Genomic DNA, 18,022 nt, shown 5'->3' on the forward strand with positions numbered 1-18,022 from the left:
CTCCCCCGCACCCCGATACGAAGCTCTCCTGCGGTCTGGGGTGGCTTGTCAAGGCATCTTTCCCGCCTTGACAAGCAACCCCAGACCGTCAGCACGATCAAGCTTCGGGGTGCCCCACCGCAACGGTCTTTTCAGCGGCGCAGCCGCTCATCTTTCGCGCCGAACCCCGCAGCCTTACTTCCCCTGAAAATTAGGCTTCCTCTTCCCCACAAACGCCTCCACCGCCTCCGAATGATCCGCAGTACCCCCCAAAGCAGTCTGCGCAGCATCCTCAGCAGCCAGCGCCTCCTCCAACGAAGACTCCGCCGCCACCCCCAACACGCTCTTGATCTTCGCGTAAGCCACAGTCGGCCCACCAGCCAACTTCGCCGCCACCTTCTGCGCCCGAGCAGCCAGCTCCTCGTCCGGCACAACTTCCCCGACCAGCCCGATCCGCAACGCCTCAGCCGAGCCCACCGTCCGAGCCATCAACATCAACTCAGCAGCCCGCCCGTACCCGATCAACCGCTGCAACGTCCAAGACGCCCCCGAGTCCGGCCCCAGCCCGACATTCGCGAACGCCATCAAAAACGAAGACGACTCCGCCGCGATCCGCAGGTCACTCGCATAAGCGAACGCCGCACCAGCACCGGCGGCAGTGCCGTTGACCGCCGCGATGACCGGCTTCGCCATCCCGGTGATGGCCTTGACGATCGGGTTGTAGTGGTCGCTCACCGTGTGCAGCGGGGCCGGGTCGTTCGCCTGCAGCAGGCCGACGTGCTCCTTGAGGTCCTGTCCGGCGCAGAACGCCTTGCCGGTGCCGGTGAGCACGACCGCGCGGACTTCCGGGTCCTCGGCGGCCGCGCGCAGCTCGGCGATCAGGCGCTCCTTGAGCTCGACGGTCAGCGAGTTGTACGCCTCCGGCCGGTTCAGGGTCAGGGTGCGCACGCCGTCGGCGTCGGCGGTCAACAGGACGTCGGATGTGGTCACGAAATGCTCCTCTGAAGCGGCGGCTCGGGTTCTCGGGACTGAGTCTCGCACCCTCGGCGGGCGGCATACCAGCACCGATGCGGCGGCAAATGATCGGTCCGCGTTCGCGCCCGGGCGCTGATGAGGGACAATGGGGGACGAGACCCGGCTGGCATGGGAGTGCGCGACCCGGGCGCGCCGGTTGAGACGGAGGGAGCACGCTATGGCGGCCATGAAGCCCCGGACCGGAGATGGTCCCCTCGAAGTGACCAAGGAGGGGCGGGGCCTCGTCATGCGGGTGCCACTGGAGGGTGGCGGCCGGCTGGTCGTAGAGCTCTCCGCGGAGGAAGCGAAGGACCTCGGCGCTGCGCTGCAGGAGGTCACTGGCTGACCTGCGCTCTCCCCGCTCTGTCCACTGTGCACCCCGGTCTCCTCTTGGAGGCCGGGGTCGGTTCGTCTGCGCCCTAAGGTTGCTCGCTGTGCGTAACTCGCTACCACCCGTTCCCACGAAGCTGCCCGAAATCGAGGTCGTCGCCGCGACGCGCCGCGGGGTCCCGCGAGCAGTGCTGGTCGCGTCGGCCGAGGCGGAGGAAGGCGCAGCGTACGGGTCGAGCGGACGCGCCGCCGAAGTGCGCGAAGTGCCCGAGGACGGCGACGGTCCGCGCTGGGTCGCCGGTATCGGTGAAGGCGCGCCGAAGGACTTCCGTAAGACCGGTGCCGCGTTAGCGCGCGCGATGCGCGAAGCAGCGGAGAACCGTCCCATCCGGACAGTCCAGGTCGTACTGCCCGAAGACGCGACAGCGGAGCACGCCGCCGAATTCGCGGTTGGACTGTCGTTGGGCGGCTACCGGTTCGTGGTCACCACGACAGAGCCGAAGCCACCAGTGCCCGCCGTACGTCTTGTCGTCGCGCACGAGCGTGCTGTGCCCGCGTACGCGGAGGCCGTGGCGCGCGTACGTGTTCTCGCGGCGGCTGCTGCCTTTACGCGCGATCTCGCGAACGCGCCGTCGAACATCAAGAACCCGGCGTGGCTGGCGAACACCGCGTCGAAGGTGCTGGGCGGCACGGTCGAGGTGACCGTGCGAGACGAGAAGTGGCTCGCCGACAAGGGGTTCGGCGGAGTCCTGGCCGTGGGTTCCGGTTCGGCTTCGCCGCCGCGCCTGATCGAAATGACGCACCGCCCGCGCGGCGCGACGAAGCACCTGCTGTTCGTGGGCAAGGGGATCACCTTCGACACTGGCGGCATTTCGCTGAAACCGGCCGACGGCATGCACCTGATGCGCACCGACATGGCGGGCGGCGCGGCCGTGATCGCCGCGATGCGCGCGATCGGGGAGCTGAACCTGCCGGTGCGCGTCACCGCGCTGGTGCCCGCCGCGGAAAACCACGTCTCCGGCGGCTCGTACCGGCCGGGCGACATCGTGCGGCACTACGGCGGCCAGACCACCGAGGTCGGCAACACCGACGCCGAGGGCCGGATGGTGATGGCCGACGCGCTCGCCTACGGAATCGCCCAGTTCAAGCCGGACCTGATCGTCGACGCGGCCACGCTGACCGGCGCGATGAAGGTGTCGCTGGGCCTGCGCACCGGCGGCCTCTTCGCGACCGACGACGACCTCGCCGCGCGGATCATCGACGCGGGCGCCCGCGCTGGCGAGGCATGGTGGCGGATGCCGCTGGTCGAGGACTACGCGACCGGCATCGAAGGCGAACTCGGCGACGTCCGCCAGGCCCCCGGCGGCCCGGGCGGAATCATGGCGGCGCTGTTCCTGCGCGAGTTCACGGCGGGCTTGCCGTGGGCGCACCTGGACATCGCGGGCCCGGCGCGAGCGGACAAGACGTACGACGACGTGGTGCCTGGCGCGTCCGGGTTCGCGGCTCGGACGTTGGTGGAGTTCGCGGCTTCGTACGAGGACTAGCCGATTTCTGCCGCGGCAGTTCAGGGCGCTGCCGCAGGCTCCCGCCGTCCCTGAACATCACAGTCCGGCGCGCGGAGACGACGTGGTGCCTGGCGCGTCCGGGTTCGAGGCTCGGCCGTTGGCGAGTTCGCGGCCTCGTACGAGAGCTGATCCCGAGCCCGCGAAGCTGTTCCTCGGCCGGGCTGACCGGCGGACGGGCGGCGGCGTTGTTCCGGCGGGAGTTCACGGCCGGGTCTGGCGGTTCTGCCGCGGCGATGGTCTCGCCGCGGCAGTGCGAGAGCTAGTTCTTCCCCGCCAACTCTTCGTCCCGGCGGGTCAGCACAATCGGGTCCCCGTCCGTGATCGCCACCGTGTGCTCCGAGTGCGCGGTGCGCGAGCCGTCGGCCGAGCGAATGGTCCAGCCGTCCGGGTCGTAGACGATCTTGTCCGTCGTGCGCGCGAGCCACGGTTCCAGCGCGAGCGTCAGGCCCGGGCGGAGTTTCATGCCCCGGCCTGCCTTGCCGCGGTTGGACACGTGCGGGTCGCCGTGCATGGTGCGGCCGATGCCGTGCCCGCCGAACTCGGTGTTGACCGGGTAGCCGTAGCCGGTCGCGACTGCCTCGATCGCGGCCGAGATGTCGCCGAGCCGATTGCCCGCGCGCGACGCCTTGATCGCGGCTTCCAGCGCTTCCTCGGTGGCCCGGATGATCCGCTGGTCCTCCTCGGCCGGCGTGCCGACGATGACCGTGCGCGCGGAGTCGGCAGCCCAGCCGTCGATGGTCACCGCGATGTCCGCGGTGAGCACGTCACCGTCGCGCAGGGTGTAGTCGTGCGGCAGGCCGTGCAGGACAGCGTCGTTGACCGACAGGCAGATGACGTTGCGGAACGGTCCCTCGCCGAACGACGGCGCGTAGTCCCAGTAGCACGAGACGGCCCCGCGCCGCTTGATCATGCCGCGCACGTGGTGCTCGAGGTCCATCAGGTTGACGCCGACGTCGGCGAGCTTGCCGACCTCGGTCAGCACCTCGGCGACGAACCGCCCGGTCACGTGCATGCGGTCGATCTCCGCAGGCGTCTTCAGCTCGATCACGACTACCTCGCGTCCTCAAGTTCCGGTATTTCTATACCGGAAACGGTAGCACGGTACCGGGATACAAATACCACCCCGGCCGTTAGTCCGGCACAGCGAGCACGTGGTCCCGGAATGCTTGAACCGCGGGCGAAAGCGGCTCCCCGGCACGCCAGGCGAGCCCGATGGTCCGGTTGACCGGCGGGTGCAGCGGCACCTCCGCGACACCGGCCGGGGAGCCGGGCTCGAAGCGCGGCAGGAGGGCAACGCCCAGGCCGGCGCCGACCAGTCCGCGGACGGTGTCGGATTCCTGGCCCTCGAAGGCGACCTTCGGCGTGAAACCAGCGGCGGCGCAGAGGTCGTCGGTGATCCGGCGCAGGCCGTAGCCGGGTTCGAGGAGGACGAACGGTTCGTTGGCCAGCTCCGCCACGCGCACGCTGCGTCGTCCGGCCAGCCGATGGCCAGCGGGGACCGACAGGTGGATCGGCTGCCGGTCGAGCACCACCGTCTCCAGTCGGTCGTCCTCGACGACCGGGGCGAGCAGGGCGAGATCGAGTTCTCCGGACACGAGCCGGTCGACCATGTCCTGCAGCGAACCCTGCACGAGGGTGAACCGGGCGGTCGGGGCCTGTTCGCGATACGTGCGCAGCAAGCCCGGCACCAGCGACCGGCCGAGCAGGTGCAGAAAGCCGAGCACGACGCGGCCGCTCGCCGGTTCGATCTCCTCGCGGGCGAGGCGGACTCCGGCGTCGACCATGGGTAATGCGCGCTCTGCGGCGTCCGCCAGAAGCTCGGCGGCACGAGTGAGGCGGACGCCTCGGCCGTCGGGCACGGTCAGCGGCGCGCCGAGGGCGTGTCCCAGCGCGGCCAGCCGCCTGCTGACTGTGGGTTGCGGCACTCCGAGGATCTCGGCCGTGCGGGTGACGTTTCCGGTGCTCCGCAGCGTGGCCAGCAGAGACAGGTGCGGGACGAGCTGCGCGGTGAGGCTCTCATTCGGCACGGTATGAATGATGGCAGATCAACGTATTAGACGTATTGATTAGCCAAGCTTACTTTCAAGGTCATGCTCTCCTCCGCCCGCCGGGTCAAGGTCGCGGTCGCCGCCGCGGGCTTTACGTCGTTCGCCCTGCTCTACGCCCCGCAAGCGGTCCTGCCGCAGCTCGCCGGGCAGTACCACCTCGATCCTGGCGGCGCGGCGCTCGCGGTGAGCGTGGCGACCGGTGCGCTGGCGATTTCCGTGCTGCCGATCGCCGCGCTGTCCGAGGTGATCGGACGGCGGCCGGTGATCATCGCGTCCGTCGTGCTCTCGTCGGTGCTCGGGCTTCTGCTGCCGCTGGTGCCGGACTACTCGCTGCTGCTGGTTTTGCGCGCGGTGCAGGGCGTCGCGATCGCGGGATTCCCCGGCGTGGCCACGGCTTACCTCGTGGAACGGCTCGGCAAGACCGGCGTGGCGGCCGCGGTCGGCGCGATGATCGCGGGCAACACCATCGGCGGCATGACCGGACGGCTGGCCACCGGATTCACCGCCGGTCCGTTCGGCTGGCGCGGCGCGTTGTACGTCGTGGCCGGGATTTCGCTGGTCTGCGCGGTCGTGACGGTCGTGATGCTGCCGCCTTCGCCGGTCAAGACGGGGGAGCGGCAAGGCTTGCGCGACATCGGCCTCGGCCTGCTTACCGCGGTGCGCCGACCGGTGTTGCTCGTGCAGTACGCGGTCGCGCTGCTGGCCATGGGCGCGTTCGTCGCTCTGTACAACGCGGCTGGGTTCCGGCTGACCGGCGAGCCGCTGAATCTCTCGCCAGCGATCGCGTCGCTGGTGTTCGTGTCGTACGCGCTGGGCTCGGTTTCGTCGGCTACCGCCAACCGGCTGTCCGCGCGGATCGGCCGTCGACAGGCGCTGGTCGGCGTGCTGCTGCTCACTGCGGTCGGCGCGTTGCTGACGATCCCGGATTCGCTGCCGTTGATCGTCGTCGGCTTTCTCGTGCTGACGACGGCGTTCTTCGCCGCGCACTCGATCGCCAACAGTTGGGCCGCGGCCGAGGCCCCGGAGAACGCGCGAGGCCAGGTCGGCGGGCTGTACATGCTCATGTACTACCTGGGCAGCAGCATCGGCGGCGGGGTCGGCAGCGTCGTCTACGGGAAGGCCGGGTGGAGCTGGCTGATCGTGGCTGTGGTGGTGTGGCTGGGGCTGGCGGTGGCGGCGGTCGCGGTGGGTACGCGGGTGCGGGGAGAGGCGCGCGTGCTGGTGGGGTCGTGAGTGCTAATCGCGGTTCTAACCGTGATTGCCACTCACGAGCACGCCGTGGCCACCAACAGCCCGCCACCGACCGGCAGCAACGCCGGAACCAGCCGCTCGTCCTCCCGCACGGCCCGCGCGACCTCGCGCAGCGCCATCGTCTCCGGGTCGCGCCGGGCCGGGTCGGTGAGCCGTCCGCCCGCCAGCACCTGGTGGAACACGATCACCCCGCCGCGGCGCAGCAGGGCCACGCCCTGCTCGTAGTAGCCGGGGTACTCGATCCGCGCGGCGTCGACGAACACCAGGTCGTAGCCGCCTGGGGTGAGCCGCGGCAGCACGTCCAGCGCGCGGCCGACGATGAGCCGCATCCGGCCCGGCGGGTAACCCGCTTCGAGGAAGGTCTTGCGCGCCGCCCGCTGGTACTCCGGTTCGACGTCGATCGAGGTCAGCACGCCGTCGGCGGCCATCCCGCGCAGCAGGTACAGGCCGCTCACGCCGGATCCGGTGCCGACCTCCACGACCGCCCGCGCGGCGACCGTCGCGGCGAGAAAACGCAGCGTCGTGCCTGCTCCGGGGGCCAGCGGGGCGCAACCGAGGTCGGCCCCGCGCAGCCGTGCCGCGGTCAGCACGTCGTCGTCGGGCAGGTACCCGTCGACCTGCTCGGCGCCGACCGCCCCGGTCTCGGCCGCCGCCTCTGTCCCCGAACTCACGCGCGAAGGTTAGCGCTGGTTGTCGATAAATCCGCGAAGGCTCCCTGGTAAGCGCCTTCCGGCCCCGAGGAAAGCCCGCGAAAACCCTGGAAAGGCCCCGCAGCCAACTTCTCAGGCTGCTCTCAGATCGGTCTCATGAGTTCCATAAGGAAGCCCGGCAGACTCAGTCTCAACCACACGGGAACACCGTGTGCCCGGCCCGCGTTGGCAGAGGTGTAGAGGAGTTGACCCAGATGGAGGTGCCTGCTCCCCTGATGCAGAACGCCGAACTGCCGGAAGCCGCCCCGGTGACCGTGGACGCAGCCGAGGCGGCTTGGACGCCGCCCTCGTGGGACGAGGTCGTGCGCGAACACGCCGGCCGCGTCTACCGGCTCGCCTACCGCCTCACCGGCAACACGCACGACGCCGAGGACCTGACCCAGGAGACGTTCATCCGCGTCTTCCGGTCGCTCGCGTCGTACAAGCCCGGCACCTTCGAGGGCTGGCTGCACCGGATCACCACGAACCTGTTCCTCGACATGGCGCGCCGCCGCTCGCGCGTGCGTATGGAGGGACTGCCCGAGGACACCGACCGGCTCGTCGGCGACGACCCGAGCCCGGAGCAGCACTACAGCGACACCCACCTGGACCCGGACCTGCAGGAGGCGCTCGACGAGCTGCCCCCGGAGTTCCGGGCCGCGGTCGTGCTGTGCGACGTGGAAGGACTGTCGTACGAGGAGATCGGCGCGACGCTGGGCGTCAAGCTCGGCACCGTGCGCAGCCGCATCCACCGCGGCCGCTCGGCGCTGCGCGCGTCGCTCGAGCGCCGTCGCGCGACCCGAGAGGAATCTGCGAAGGTGTCCGTATGACCGGCTGGCGTTTCGCCGAATCCCACCTCATGCCCGATGCGGTAGTCGCACTGGTCGACGGCGAACTGACGCCGGTCGCCCACGACCGTGCCCTCGCGCACGTCACGCGCTGCCCGGACTGCGCGGCCGAGGTGACGTCGCAGCGGCAGGCCGTCGCGGCGGTGAAGGACGCGGGTGCGCCGTCGATGTCGGCGGGTTTCCTGGCCAGCCTCCGGTCCATTCCGGAACACACTGATCTGCCTGGCGCGCCGGACAACCTCGCGGTTACCGCGGATGGCCAGCTGGTGGCTATCCAGCGGCCGGAGCGGGTGGCTGGGTTGCGTGACGCTGGGGTGCTCGGGGGTGCCGCGCCGTTGGGAACAACCGCGCCGCTCGGGCAGTCGGCGAACGTGCTCGGCGGCGGTCGGTTCGCTTTCAGTCGGAAACGGGCGGCGCAAGGGGCCGGGGTCGTGGTGTCCGGGCTCGTGCTGAGCGCTCTCGCACTCGTCGGGACTTCGGCGGATAGCGGGGAAGGGTCGACGGGGACTGGGCCGGTTCGGGTGCCTAACGCGAATTTGCTTCCGGCGCAGATGACGGTGCCTAAGGGGGCTGGTGGGGCGGAGTCTGTGTCTCCGGAATCGGAGGTTGAGCCTGGGGCGGTTCGGGCTGGGGCTGCTGTCGCGGCTCGTTAGGTCCCTGGGGGTCGGCTCGTCGCCTGGCGGCGACATTGCCGTGGTGGTTGCGTGGGGCACCCCGAAGCTGATTGTGACTACGGTGCGGGGGTGGTGTGGGTGCCTGGTGAGTTGGGTGCACTGGCTGCGGTTTGGTGGGTGGTCCGTGAAGGGCTCCTTGAGGGAATCTGGGTCCGTGAAGGGGCCCCTCACGGCCTCGCGCGGGTCGTGAGGGGAACCCTGAGGGACTCTGAGTCCGTGAGGGTTCCCCTCACGGACGTTTGGGCGGGAGGTGCGGGGGCAGGCAACAGTCATTTCACTGCGGTCTGGGCACACTCTCCCTAGGCTTGGGTATCGTCGACTCCCAGCCTTACTGAACCGCTTCCCGGGGAATGATGACCGACCAGCCGAACGCTAATTCTGACCAGTCCGGTGCCGTCGGAACGGACCGGTTGGGTCCTCGGCCGCTTGAGCGGCCTGCGGTGGATCAGCAGCAGGCGGCTGTCTTCGGGCGTCCGCACGGGGTCGAGGGGGCGTTCGACAAGCTCTACACCCCGGCGCCCAACGGGAACGGGCAGAAGCTCAGTCTTGCGCCGCCGACGCCCGAATCTCTGGCGGAGGCGTTCAGTCGGCCTGCTGGGGCCGAGGGTGTGCGGTTGCAGCGGCCGCTCGAGGCCTCCGGGGAGAACGGCGCCTCGGAAGATCCGTTGTGGACTGACACCAGCGATCCTTGGCGCGATCCGGCGTCCGGGGCGGTGTTGGCTGGGCCTGCGGTCGTTCCGGAGGACGACGAGGGCGAGAAGCCGAAGCTGCCCACCGGCGCGCAGTTGAGTTTGCCTGAGGTGTTGTTCGGGCGGCGGGTGAAGCCGAAGGCGTTGGCGCTGCTTGGCGTGGTCGCGTTGTTGATTGGCGCGGTTGGCGGGCTGGTCGGCTGGTGGGTCGGGGATACTGGGTCCTCGTTGACCGGCAGCGCCACGATTTCCGAGGCGGAGGCGGCCAAGGAACGGCCCCCGGGGTCGCTCGCGGACATCGCGCGGAGGGTGTCGCCCGCGGTGGTTTCGCTCGAGGTGGTCAAGCCTGGTGCGGACAGCGGCGAGCAGGGCTCCGGCGTGGTGATTGATCCGCAGGGATACATCCTTACCAACGAGCACGTGGTCGCGTCCGCGGTCGGCGACGCGGCTACGAAGGTCACCGCGGTGTTCAACGACGGGACTCGCACCGAGGCCAAGGTCGTTGGCGCGGATCAGAAAACCGATCTCGCCGTGGTGAAGGTCAATGTGACGAACCCGGTCGTGATGCAGATCGGCAAATCGTCCGATCTGCAGGTCGGGGACGCGGTGATCGCGGTCGGCTCGCCGCTGGCGCTGCAGAACTCGATCACCTCGGGCATCGTCAGCGCGCTCGACCGGCCGGTCACCGCGGGCGGCGACAACGGGGCGGCTCCGGTCACCTACTCCGCCATCCAGACCGACGCCGCGATCAACCACGGCAACTCGGGCGGGGCGCTCGTCGACTCGACGGGGGCGCTGGTCGGGATCAACTCCGCGATCCGCTCGTCCAGCTCCGACGGCGGCAGCATCGGCATCGGGTTCGCCATTCCCAGCGACTACGCCATCAAGATCGCCAAGGCGCTGATCAAGGACGGCAAGGTCAAGCACGCCGACATCGGCATCAACGCGGCCTCGACGGTCGCCGGTTCGTCCACGATGGGCGCGCAGGTGCGCAACGTCGCGCCAGGCGGTCCGGCGGCGGGCGCGGGGATCAAGGAAGGCGACGTGATCACCAAGGTCGGCGACCACGTCGTGCGCGATTCCGCCGAGCTGACCGTCGCGGTCCGCAGCCACGACCCCGGCCAGGTGGTTCCGGTGCAGCTGGCTCGCGACGGCGCGTTGCTCGTGGTGGACGTCACGCTCGGGTCGGACTGACACCCGTTCTTACTAATCCGGCCAAAAGTAGGCCGACCCCCCGCGCGGCACGTAACCGTCGCTGCGAAGCCATTCGGCCGTGGCTGTGGCCGGGTCAGTAACGATCGGCACAGTAGCTGCCGTGCGACGTTCGGGCCTGCCCGGACGCGAAACGGCCCGGGTAGTCTTGGGCGGGGCAGCACCGAGCGGAGGTTTCACGGGTGTTCGACAGTGTCGGCTGGGGCGAGATCCTCGTGCTCATCATCGCGGGGCTTTTCATTCTCGGACCCGAACGGCTGCCCGAGGCGGCGGCCTGGATGGCGAAGAGCGTCCGCAAGGCCCGCGACTTCGCGACCGGCGCGCGCGAGCAGCTTCGCGAGGAGATGGGTCCGGAGTTCGACCAGCTGCGCAAACCGCTCGAAGACCTGCGCGGCCTGCGCAACCTCGACCCGAAACGGGTGGTCGCGCAGCACCTGTTCGACGGGGATTCCGACCCGCTGGGGTTGAACGGGTTCAAGAACGATCTCAACGGGGCCAGCGGCAATGGGGCCAACGGCTCGAACGGTGCGCCGACGATCAAGCCGCAGACCGCGGTGCCGCAGCCGGAGCCGTTGAAGCCGGGCGAGCGTCCGCCGGTGGATCCCGACGCCACCTGACTGCTCGTGCGCGGCAATCCCGGTTAGAACCGGGATCGCCACTCACGACCCCCGCGCGCGAGGAGATTGGTCCGGAGTTCGGCCAGCTGCGCAAACCCCTCGAAGACATCCGTGGCCTGCGCGATCTCGGTCCGAAGCGGGTTCATCACGCCAGCATTTGTTCGCCGGGGGCTCGGATCCGCGTGCCACCTGACTGCTCGTGCGTGGCAATCCCGGTTAGAACCGGGATCGCCACTCACGACCGACGCGCGACGCGCTGATCAGGCTGGGTAGCCTCAGGGCATCAGCTCAACCGACCCTGGAGGTTCCCGATATGTCACGCCGTGCGGCTGCGCTGGCCGGAACGATCGCTGCGGCCGCCTTCGCCGTCGCCGGGTGCAGTGCCGACGACGAGCCCAGCACCAAGGCCCCCGCCACCTACACTTCGGTGCCCGCCCCGGCGATGCCGTCTTCGTCGGCTCCCTCGAGCAGTGAGGCGAACGCTCCCGGGAACGGCGGTGCCACCGGTGAGCAGCCGAACGTCAAGCGCGGCGCGCAGACCGGCGAGGCAGGCGTGGACGTGCTGGTCACCGTCGCCTACCAGGGCGGGAAGGTCACGCCGCCGGCCGGGGTCGTCGACGTCAAGGTCGGCAACAAGGTGAAGATCATCGTGTCGTCCGACCAGCCGCAGAACGTCGACGTCCAGGACCAGCCGGACAAGTCGGGCGACGTGTCCTCGAAGAAGCCCGAGGACATCGACTGGACGGTGACGAAGCCGGGCGACACCAAGGTGACGCTCCGCGAGGCCGGTGCCCTCCTGGTGACGGTGCACGCCTCCTGAACGCCGTCGTGAGTGTTTATGCCGGTTCTAACCGGCATAAACACTCACGAGTCCTCAGCGCCCGGCGGGGCTGACGTTCAGCATCATCCCGGCCAAACCGCGCGCCCGGACCGACAGTTGCTTCGCCGCGTCCTTCAGCACCAGCGACGCCGGGGCCTCCGGATCGGACAGCACGATCGGCGTGCCCTCGTCGCCCTGTTCGCGCAGGCGCGGGTCCAGTGGGACCTGGCCCAGCAGCGGCACCGTGGAACCGACCGACTTCGACAGCGAATCCGCCACCGTCTGTCCGCCGCCCGCGCCGAAGACCTCGATGCGTTCGCCCGTCGGCGTTTCCAGCCACGACATGTTCTCGATCACGCCCGCGACGCGCTGCCGCGTCTGCATCGCGATCGCGCCCGCGCGCTCGGCCACCTCGGCGGCGGCCTGCTGGGGCGTGGTCACCACGAGGATTTCCGCGTTCGGGATCAGCTGCGCCACCGAAATCGCGATGTCGCCGGTGCCCGGCGGCAGGTCCAGCAGCAGGATGTCCAGGTCGCCCCAGAACACGTCGGCCAGGAACTGCTGCAGCGCGCGGTGCAGCATCGGGCCGCGCCACACGACGGGGGCGTTGCCCGGCGTGAACATGCCGATCGAGATGACCTTCACGCCGTGCGCCTGCGGCGGCATGATCATCGTGTCGACCTTGGTCGGCTTCTCGCGCGCGCCGAGCATGCGCGGCACCGAGTGGCCGTAGATGTCCGCGTCCACCACGCCGACCGAGAGTCCGCGCTCGGCCATCGCCACGGCCAGGTTCACCGTCACCGACGACTTGCCGACGCCGCCCTTGCCGGACGCCACGCAGTAGACCCGCGTCATCGAACCCGGCTGCGCGAACGGGATCACCGGCTCCGCCGCGTCGCCGCGCAGCGATTTGCGCAGCTCAGTGCGCTGCTCGTCGCTCATCACGTCCAGCTCGACCCGCACGTCGGCGACGCCGGGGAGCTTCGAGACGGCCTTCTTCGTGTCCGCGGTGAGTGTCGCCTTGAGCGGACAGCCCGCGACCGTCAGGTAAATCCCGACGTCGACCACCCCGTCGTCGCCGACCGCCACGTCCTTGACCATGCCGAGGTCGGTGATCGGTTTCTTGATCTCCGGGTCGTACACGTCCTTCAGCGCGGTGCGGACGTCGTCGACGCTGGGGAGCTGCTGTGTACCAGTCACGCTTCCATCGTACGTACTGCCCAGTTCAGCTTTGCTTGGCCTTGCGCGGCTTGGAGTCCACGTCGAGATCGTCGCGCAGCCGGTCGAGTTCGCTGCGCAGGTAGTCGCGGGTCGTGACCTCGCCGACGGCCAGCCGCAGCGCCGCCAATTCGCGGGCGAGGTACTCGGTGTCCGCCTTCGTCTGCGCGGCGCGCGTGCGGTCCTCCTCCAGCGACACCCGGTCCCGGTCGTCCTGGCGGTTCTGCGCGAGCAGGATCAGCGGCGCGGCGTACGCGGCCTGCGTCGAGAACGCCAGGTTGAGCAGGATGAACGGGTACGGGTCCCATTGCAGCGACACCGCGACCAGGTTCAGCACGATCCAGACGATCACGATCAGCGTCTGCCAGAACAGGTACTTGCCGGTGCCGAGGAACCGGGCGATCCGCTCGGTGAACCGCCCGAAGGTGTCCGGATCGATGTTCAGCCGCAGCCGGGCCTGGCTGCGCGGCTGGTCGAGCCTGCGGCCGGAACCGAGTTCAGGCACGTTCGGCCTCCTCTAGAACAGCGCCGTCCGCGCCGTCCGCGACGTCGTGCAGTCCGGTTTCGCGCCAGTCGTCGGGCAGCAGATGGTCGAGTACGTCGTCGACGGTGACGGCGCCGAGCAGGTGGTCCTCGGGGTCGACGACCGGGCCGCACGCCAGGTTGTACGCCGCGAAATACCGGGTGACCTCGGACAGCGTCGCCTCCGGGCGCAGCGCGGTGAGGTCGGTGTCCACCGCGCTGGCCACCAGTTCGGCGGGCGGTTCGCGCAGCAGCCGCTGGAAGTGCACTACGCCGACGAACCGGCCGGTCGGCGTCTCGGTCGGCGGGCGGCAGACGAACACCATGCTGGCGAGCGCGGCGGGGAGTTCGGCGTTGCGGATGTGCGCCAGCGCCTCGGCGATCGTCGCGTCCGGCGTCAGCACCACCGGTTCCGGCGTCATCAGACCGCCCGCGGTGTCCGACGAATACGCCAGCAGCCGTTTGACCGGCGCGGATTCCTCCGGCTCCATCAGCTCCAGCAGCCGGCTCTGCTCGGCCGGGGCGAGTTCGGCGAGCAGGTCGGCCGCGTCGTCCGGGTTCATCGCCTCGAGGATGTCGGCGGCGCGTTCCTCGGCGAGGTAGGCCAGCAGTTCCTTCTGGTCGTCCTCGGGCAGTTCCTCGATGACGTCCGCGAGCCGCTCGTCGTCCATCGCGTCGGCGACCTCGTGGCGGCGCTTCATCGGCAGGTCGCGCAGGGTCGCGGCGACGTCGACCGCGCGCATCGTGTCGAACAGCATCAGCAGCTGGCCCGCGCCTTGCGGCTGTCCGGTCAGGTCGGTGAGCCCGAGCCCGGCGACCTCGTTCCACGGCAGCACCTGCATCGCGGCGCGCCGGCGGCCCAGCGTCAGCCGGGTCGTCCGCTCGCGGACGGCGAGCCTCGCCAGCACCCAGTCCCGCGTGCGGGTCGGTTCCATCGCCGCGTCGACCACGGTCACCCGGGTTTCCGCGCCGGTGAGCGTGGCGTGCGCGTCGAGGAGCTGCCCGCACACCAGGACCTCGTTGGGCCGCTGGTGGAAATGCCGCATGTTGACCGAACCGGTGGCGAGCGTCACGGCGTTCGGTTCGATCGAGGTGACCCGCAGCATGGGCACGAACACCCGCCGCCGGGTCGCCAGTTCCACGACCATGCCGAGAACCCGCGGCGGCTGCTGGTCCAGCCGCAGCCCGGCGACGACGTCGCGGACCTTGCCGATCGATTCCCCGTCGGGACCGAATACCGGCAGACCGGCGAGCTGTGCTGCGTAAACCCGGTTTGTGCCTGCCATGGCGCCGACACTATCGGCTGAGGGCCTGGCCCGCTCGTGCCGCTGCTCGGCGAATTCTCAGCTAAGCAGCGCCCATCGGGTCAGCACGGGCAGCGCTTCGGCGGACGGGCCGTCGTCGTCCTCGTCCAAACCGCCGAAATCGACCAGATCCTGGGCGTGCCACAGCCGGTTCTGCACGGCCCGGACGAGCGTCCACGCCTTGGCCCGGTCACGGTCCAGACCGCTCGCGGCGAGCTTCGAGTCCAGTGTGGATTCGCTGAACCGGTTCCACAGCAACGAAAGCGCGCCGTATTCGAGGTCTCCGGCGAGCGGCTTCGGGTCGATCACCAGCCACGGCTCGCGGGTGCCGGACAGCACGTTCTCGTAATGCAGGTCCTCGTTCACCAGCGCGCTACCCGCTTCCGGGCCGAGGTCGCGGCACACCTGCAGCGCCGCGTCCAGCTCCCGGCGGGGGAGCGGTTCGCCCAGCTCCTGCCACGACCGGGGCAGTTCTTCGAGCAATTCCTCCGCGACGGCGGACAGCGTGCGCGTGAGTTCGACGGGCGCGGGCACGGCGAGCCGCCGGGCGAGTTCGCTCATGATCTCGACGGCGGGCAGCAGCGGCTCGTCCTCCAGCGTCCGGCTGTCGTCGAGACGCTCCAGCAGCATCGCGCCGTCCTCGGGCGAGGACTCGTGCAGCAGCACCGAACCACGACCGGCCCATGTGGACAGTGCGAGCGGTTCGTGGCGCGATTCTTCTTCCACCCAGCCGAGTTTGAGCACCACGCGGGAGCCGTCCGCGCGCCGGGCGGGCTGGACGACGCCGACGTAGCCGTGCCGCGCGGTGTCCTCGAACTCCAGCTCCCACTTCCGGGCGTACTGCTGCGCGAGCGAGGGCAGCGACGCGAGCCACGGGACGGCTTCCGGACCGAGCACCTTGGGGGCGCGTTCGGCGAAGGCGGGCGGGATTTCCAAAACGGTCACAACGCCCATCCTGGCCGCCCTCGCAAACCGTTTCCGGGGCTGTCTCGCGCGCGTACAGTGAAGGAACAAAAGGGTTTGGTGAACCCGGGAGCTGCCATGATCGTCGAGATTGTCAGCGCAGTGGTCGTCGCGGGCGGGGTGTGGCTCGCCTCCGCGGTACGCGTGGTGAAGCAGTACGAACGCGGGCTGGTGTTCCGTTTTGGCCGGGTGCGGACGAGCGTCCGCGAACCAGGGCTAGCGCTGCTGCTGCCGATGGCCGACCGCATGCAGAAGGTGAACATGCAGGTCATCACGCTGCCCGTACCCGCGCAGGACGGAATCACCCGCGACAACGTCACGGTCCGGGTGGACGCCGTCGTGTACTTCAAGGTGGTCGACCCGGTGCTGGCCACGGTCCACGTGCAGGACTACCGGTCGGCGATCGGCCAGGTCGCGCAGACGTCGCTGCGGTCCATCATCGGCAAGAGCGACCTCGACGACCTGCTGTCGAACCGCGAACGGCTCAACGAGGGCCTCGAGCTGATGATCGACAGCCCGGCGCTGGACTGGGGCATCCACATCGACCGGGTGGAGATCAAGGACGTCGCGCTGCCGGAGTCGATGAAACGCTCGATGTCGCGTCAGGCCGAGGCCGAACGCGAACGCCGCGCCCGGGTGATCTCCGCGGACGGCGAACTGCAGGCGTCGCACAAGCTCGCCCAGGCCGCCGCGGCGATGGCGGACACCCCGGCGGCGCTGCAGTTGCGGCTGCTGGAGACGGTGGTGCAGGTGTCGGCGGAGAAGAACTCGACGCTGGTGCTGCCGTTCCCGGTGGAGCTGCTGCGGTTCCTCGACGCGCGGACCGATCCTCCGGCGAAACCGGCCGCGAAACCGCCGGAGCCGCGCACGCCGGAGGCTTCGGAGACGTCGGAGCTGTCGGAGGCGTCGAGCAACGGACAGGTCGTTCCGCGCGAGGCCGAGGCGAGCGACGTGCCGGATCAGCGGTCGAGGTAGCCGTTCAGGCCGAGGACCAGCAGCGTCACGAAGAAGCTGAGCCACAGCGCGACCGTCACATAGCCGAGCACGACGGCCGACAACGCCATGGTGCGTCCGCCCGCTTCGTTGCGGTTGGCCTTGGCCAGCGCGACATGCCCCATCGCGATGCCGGGGATCGAGAGAACGCAGGTCACCAGCCCAATCACCGAGCACACCAGCGCACCGGTCGCGAGTCCGGTGTCGGTGTTGTGCGCGTACGGCTGGTAGGCCGCGCCGTACGGCGGCGGAGCCGGGAAGGCCTGGTACGCGGGCGGCGGCGCGAACGGATCCGGTTGCGGCGCAACGGGATACGGCGTCGCGGGCGGTTGCGCGGCGGGAGCCGGTAGGTCGCCGGGCAGCTGCGCGACCGGGCCGGGGTCCGGCGCGGTCCAGCCCGGCGGGGGCACCAGCGGATCAGCCTCCGAAGTGGACGAGACGGCGTCCGCCGAGGTCTCGTACTGCGCGGGTTCGGAGGTGGCCGGCGGCTCGTACGGAGCGGGGTCCGCGGTCGGCGGCGGTTCGTACGCCGGTTCGCGGTCGGGCGGAGTGGTCATCGGGGCTCCCTCGAGGTGCCGGGTTCGAAGGACGACGCTACCGGGAATCGCGGCGGCATCAGCTGAAAACTCCGGACTGGAACAATGCGCGCACGATCACCGGGACGAGGACGATCCAGACGATCAGCGCGGCGTAGCCGATCACGAACCCGGCGACCGCCAGCGCGCCGCCGGTGCCGCGGCCGCGGCGGGCCCGGTAGAACGCGAGGTGCCCCATCACGATCCCCGCGACGGCCATCGGCGCGCACAGCACGAACCCGGCGATCGAGCACACCAGCGACCCGAGCGCGAGCCCCGAGCCCGGCGACGGGCCTTGCGGCGGATAGGGCTGGTGCTCGTACGAGGGGTGCTCGTAGCTGTCGCGGCCGGCGGGCTCGTCCCGGTCGTCGCTGGCCTCGCTCATCGGGATCCTTCTCGCGGTTTCGGGTGGATCAGCACCTTATCCGCACCTTAACGGGGGAAACCGGGGCCTGGCGTGAGCACCCTCATAGCCGCTCGGGCGCGAAGCAGTCATACTCCCCGGTAACCCAGCGCCGGGAGCCGGCGTCGCCGCCGAAGGGAGCCCAGTGATGGCCCGTCTTGCCCGGACCGCCGGCCTGACCGATGTGCAGCAGGAGATTCTGTCCACGGTGCGGTCGTTCGTGGACAAGGAGATCATCCCGCACGCGCAGGCGCTGGAGCACGCCGACGAGTACCCGGCGGAGATCGTCGAGGGCATGAAGGAGATGG

Annotated in this window: 20 protein-coding genes; 10 read left to right on the forward strand and 10 right to left on the reverse strand. The window is 69.8% G+C overall.

The window, feature by feature from the left end; all coding sequences use genetic code 11:
• Positions 1–174: 174 nt before the first annotated feature.
• Positions 175–969, reverse strand: coding sequence for an enoyl-CoA hydratase-related protein (locus D0D37_RS34255; protein WP_116204734.1), 795 nt, complete (start codon positions 967–969; stop codon positions 175–177).
• A 202-nt stretch (positions 970–1,171) separates the two neighbouring features.
• On the opposite strand from D0D37_RS34255, the gene D0D37_RS34260 reads away from it, so the two are divergent.
• Together D0D37_RS34260 and D0D37_RS34265 are read left to right on the forward strand one after the other, a co-directional pair.
• Positions 1,172–1,339: a DUF3117 domain-containing protein gene (locus D0D37_RS34260; protein ID WP_005155393.1), complete on the forward strand. Its 168-nt coding sequence runs from the start codon at positions 1,172–1,174 to the stop codon at positions 1,337–1,339.
• Between the two features lie 88 nt (positions 1,340–1,427).
• Complete coding sequence (locus tag D0D37_RS34265; RefSeq protein WP_116204735.1) at positions 1,428–2,867, forward strand: leucyl aminopeptidase family protein; 1,440 nt, start codon at positions 1,428–1,430, stop codon at positions 2,865–2,867.
• A gap of 280 nt (positions 2,868–3,147) precedes the next feature.
• On the opposite strand, the gene map is transcribed toward D0D37_RS34265, so the two are convergent.
• Together map and D0D37_RS34275 are read right to left on the reverse strand one after the other, a co-directional pair.
• Positions 3,148–3,936, reverse strand: a complete 789-nt coding sequence (gene map / locus D0D37_RS34270) for a type I methionyl aminopeptidase (protein ID WP_116204736.1) — start codon at positions 3,934–3,936, stop codon at positions 3,148–3,150.
• 82 nt (positions 3,937–4,018) lie between these two features.
• Positions 4,019–4,915 (reverse strand): LysR family transcriptional regulator, encoded by an 897-nt coding sequence (locus D0D37_RS34275; protein ID WP_116204737.1) that lies wholly within the window; start codon positions 4,913–4,915, stop codon positions 4,019–4,021.
• A gap of 63 nt (positions 4,916–4,978) precedes the next feature.
• Between D0D37_RS34275 and D0D37_RS34280 the strand changes: the two genes are divergently transcribed.
• The gene (locus D0D37_RS34280; RefSeq protein ID WP_116204738.1) at positions 4,979–6,169 is read left to right on the forward strand and encodes an MFS transporter; all 1,191 of its coding nucleotides are present in this window, start codon (positions 4,979–4,981) and stop codon (positions 6,167–6,169) included.
• Between the two features lie 32 nt (positions 6,170–6,201).
• On the opposite strand, the gene D0D37_RS34285 is transcribed toward D0D37_RS34280, so the two are convergent.
• A complete protein-coding gene (locus tag D0D37_RS34285; RefSeq protein ID WP_116204739.1) occupies positions 6,202–6,858 on the reverse strand; it encodes an O-methyltransferase in 657 nt (218 codons plus the stop codon).
• A gap of 233 nt (positions 6,859–7,091) precedes the next feature.
• Between D0D37_RS34285 and sigE the strand changes: the two genes are divergently transcribed.
• The 5 genes from sigE to D0D37_RS34315 all read left to right on the forward strand — a co-directional run bounded on the left by sigE (position 7,092) and on the right by D0D37_RS34315 (position 11,736).
• Positions 7,092–7,706, forward strand: a complete 615-nt coding sequence (sigE, locus tag D0D37_RS34290; protein WP_116204740.1) for an RNA polymerase sigma factor SigE — start codon at positions 7,092–7,094, stop codon at positions 7,704–7,706.
• Positions 7,703–8,377: an anti-sigma factor family protein gene (locus D0D37_RS34295; protein WP_116204741.1), complete on the forward strand. Its 675-nt coding sequence runs from the start codon at positions 7,703–7,705 to the stop codon at positions 8,375–8,377. The genes sigE and D0D37_RS34295 overlap by 4 nt, the downstream gene beginning before the upstream one ends.
• A gap of 374 nt (positions 8,378–8,751) precedes the next feature.
• The gene (locus D0D37_RS34300) at positions 8,752–10,281 is read left to right on the forward strand and encodes a S1C family serine protease (protein ID WP_116204742.1); all 1,530 of its coding nucleotides are present in this window, start codon (positions 8,752–8,754) and stop codon (positions 10,279–10,281) included.
• Positions 10,282–10,481: 200 nt separating this feature from the next.
• Complete coding sequence (gene tatB / locus D0D37_RS34305) at positions 10,482–10,916, forward strand: Sec-independent protein translocase protein TatB (RefSeq protein WP_116204743.1); 435 nt, start codon at positions 10,482–10,484, stop codon at positions 10,914–10,916.
• A 313-nt stretch (positions 10,917–11,229) separates the two neighbouring features.
• Positions 11,230–11,736, forward strand: coding sequence for a hypothetical protein (locus D0D37_RS34315; protein ID WP_116204744.1), 507 nt, complete (start codon positions 11,230–11,232; stop codon positions 11,734–11,736).
• A gap of 54 nt (positions 11,737–11,790) precedes the next feature.
• Here D0D37_RS34315 and D0D37_RS34320 read toward each other — a convergent pair whose 3' ends face one another.
• Genes D0D37_RS34320 through D0D37_RS34335 form a run of 4 tightly spaced genes read right to left on the reverse strand, consistent with a single transcriptional unit; the run spans position 11,791 to position 15,734 of the window.
• A complete protein-coding gene (locus tag D0D37_RS34320; RefSeq protein WP_116204745.1) occupies positions 11,791–12,936 on the reverse strand; it encodes an Mrp/NBP35 family ATP-binding protein in 1,146 nt (381 codons plus the stop codon).
• Positions 12,937–12,961: 25 nt separating this feature from the next.
• Positions 12,962–13,459, reverse strand: coding sequence for a DUF1003 domain-containing protein (locus D0D37_RS34325; protein ID WP_116204746.1), 498 nt, complete (start codon positions 13,457–13,459; stop codon positions 12,962–12,964).
• Positions 13,452–14,762 (reverse strand): magnesium transporter MgtE N-terminal domain-containing protein, encoded by a 1,311-nt coding sequence (locus D0D37_RS34330; protein ID WP_116204747.1) that lies wholly within the window; start codon positions 14,760–14,762, stop codon positions 13,452–13,454. The genes D0D37_RS34325 and D0D37_RS34330 overlap by 8 nt, the downstream gene beginning before the upstream one ends.
• 57 nt (positions 14,763–14,819) lie before the next feature.
• The gene (locus tag D0D37_RS34335; RefSeq protein WP_116204748.1) at positions 14,820–15,734 is read right to left on the reverse strand and encodes an aminoglycoside phosphotransferase family protein; all 915 of its coding nucleotides are present in this window, start codon (positions 15,732–15,734) and stop codon (positions 14,820–14,822) included.
• 87 nt (positions 15,735–15,821) lie between these two features.
• Between D0D37_RS34335 and D0D37_RS34340 the strand changes: the two genes are divergently transcribed.
• On the forward strand, positions 15,822–16,718 hold the full coding sequence (locus tag D0D37_RS34340) for an SPFH domain-containing protein (RefSeq protein WP_116204749.1): 897 nt from the start codon (positions 15,822–15,824) through the stop codon (positions 16,716–16,718).
• Here D0D37_RS34340 and D0D37_RS34345 read toward each other — a convergent pair.
• Complete coding sequence (locus tag D0D37_RS34345; protein ID WP_116204750.1) at positions 16,703–17,293, reverse strand: DUF4190 domain-containing protein; 591 nt, start codon at positions 17,291–17,293, stop codon at positions 16,703–16,705. The two genes, D0D37_RS34340 and D0D37_RS34345, sit on opposite strands and share 16 nt — an antisense overlap.
• Positions 17,294–17,351: 58 nt before the next feature.
• On the reverse strand, positions 17,352–17,696 hold the full coding sequence (locus D0D37_RS34350; RefSeq protein WP_116204751.1) for a DUF4190 domain-containing protein: 345 nt from the start codon (positions 17,694–17,696) through the stop codon (positions 17,352–17,354).
• Between the two features lie 166 nt (positions 17,697–17,862).
• On the opposite strand from D0D37_RS34350, the gene D0D37_RS34355 reads away from it, so the two are divergent.
• On the forward strand, positions 17,863–18,022 hold a 160-nt coding region (locus tag D0D37_RS34355; RefSeq protein ID WP_162834607.1), incomplete at its 3' end, for an acyl-CoA dehydrogenase family protein.

The sequence above is a fragment of the Amycolatopsis circi genome, from assembly GCF_003385235.1.
Lineage (GTDB): Bacteria > Actinomycetota > Actinomycetes > Mycobacteriales > Pseudonocardiaceae > Amycolatopsis > Amycolatopsis circi.

What these genes read in the sequence shown, in the direction of transcription:
- D0D37_RS34260 (WP_005155393.1), top strand. Translation starts at nt 1,172, where the DNA reads ATGGCGGCCATGAAGCCCCGGACCGGAGATGGTCCCCTCGAAGTGACC.
- D0D37_RS34295 (WP_116204741.1), top strand. Translation starts at nt 7,703, where the DNA reads ATGACCGGCTGGCGTTTCGCCGAATCCCACCTCATGCCCGATGCGGTA.
- D0D37_RS34335 (WP_116204748.1), bottom strand. Translation starts at nt 15,734, where the DNA reads ATGGGCGTTGTGACCGTTTTGGAAATCCCGCCCGCCTTCGCCGAACGC.
- D0D37_RS34280 (WP_116204738.1), top strand. Translation starts at nt 4,979, where the DNA reads ATGCTCTCCTCCGCCCGCCGGGTCAAGGTCGCGGTCGCCGCCGCGGGC.
- D0D37_RS34345 (WP_116204750.1), bottom strand. Translation starts at nt 17,293, where the DNA reads ATGACCACTCCGCCCGACCGCGAACCGGCGTACGAACCGCCGCCGACC.
- D0D37_RS34315 (WP_116204744.1), top strand. Translation starts at nt 11,230, where the DNA reads ATGTCACGCCGTGCGGCTGCGCTGGCCGGAACGATCGCTGCGGCCGCC.
- D0D37_RS34300 (WP_116204742.1), top strand. Translation starts at nt 8,752, where the DNA reads ATGACCGACCAGCCGAACGCTAATTCTGACCAGTCCGGTGCCGTCGGA.
- D0D37_RS34340 (WP_116204749.1), top strand. Translation starts at nt 15,822, where the DNA reads ATGATCGTCGAGATTGTCAGCGCAGTGGTCGTCGCGGGCGGGGTGTGG.
- D0D37_RS34330 (WP_116204747.1), bottom strand. Translation starts at nt 14,762, where the DNA reads ATGGCAGGCACAAACCGGGTTTACGCAGCACAGCTCGCCGGTCTGCCG.
- sigE (WP_116204740.1), top strand. Translation starts at nt 7,092, where the DNA reads ATGGAGGTGCCTGCTCCCCTGATGCAGAACGCCGAACTGCCGGAAGCC.
- D0D37_RS34350 (WP_116204751.1), bottom strand. Translation starts at nt 17,696, where the DNA reads ATGAGCGAGGCCAGCGACGACCGGGACGAGCCCGCCGGCCGCGACAGC.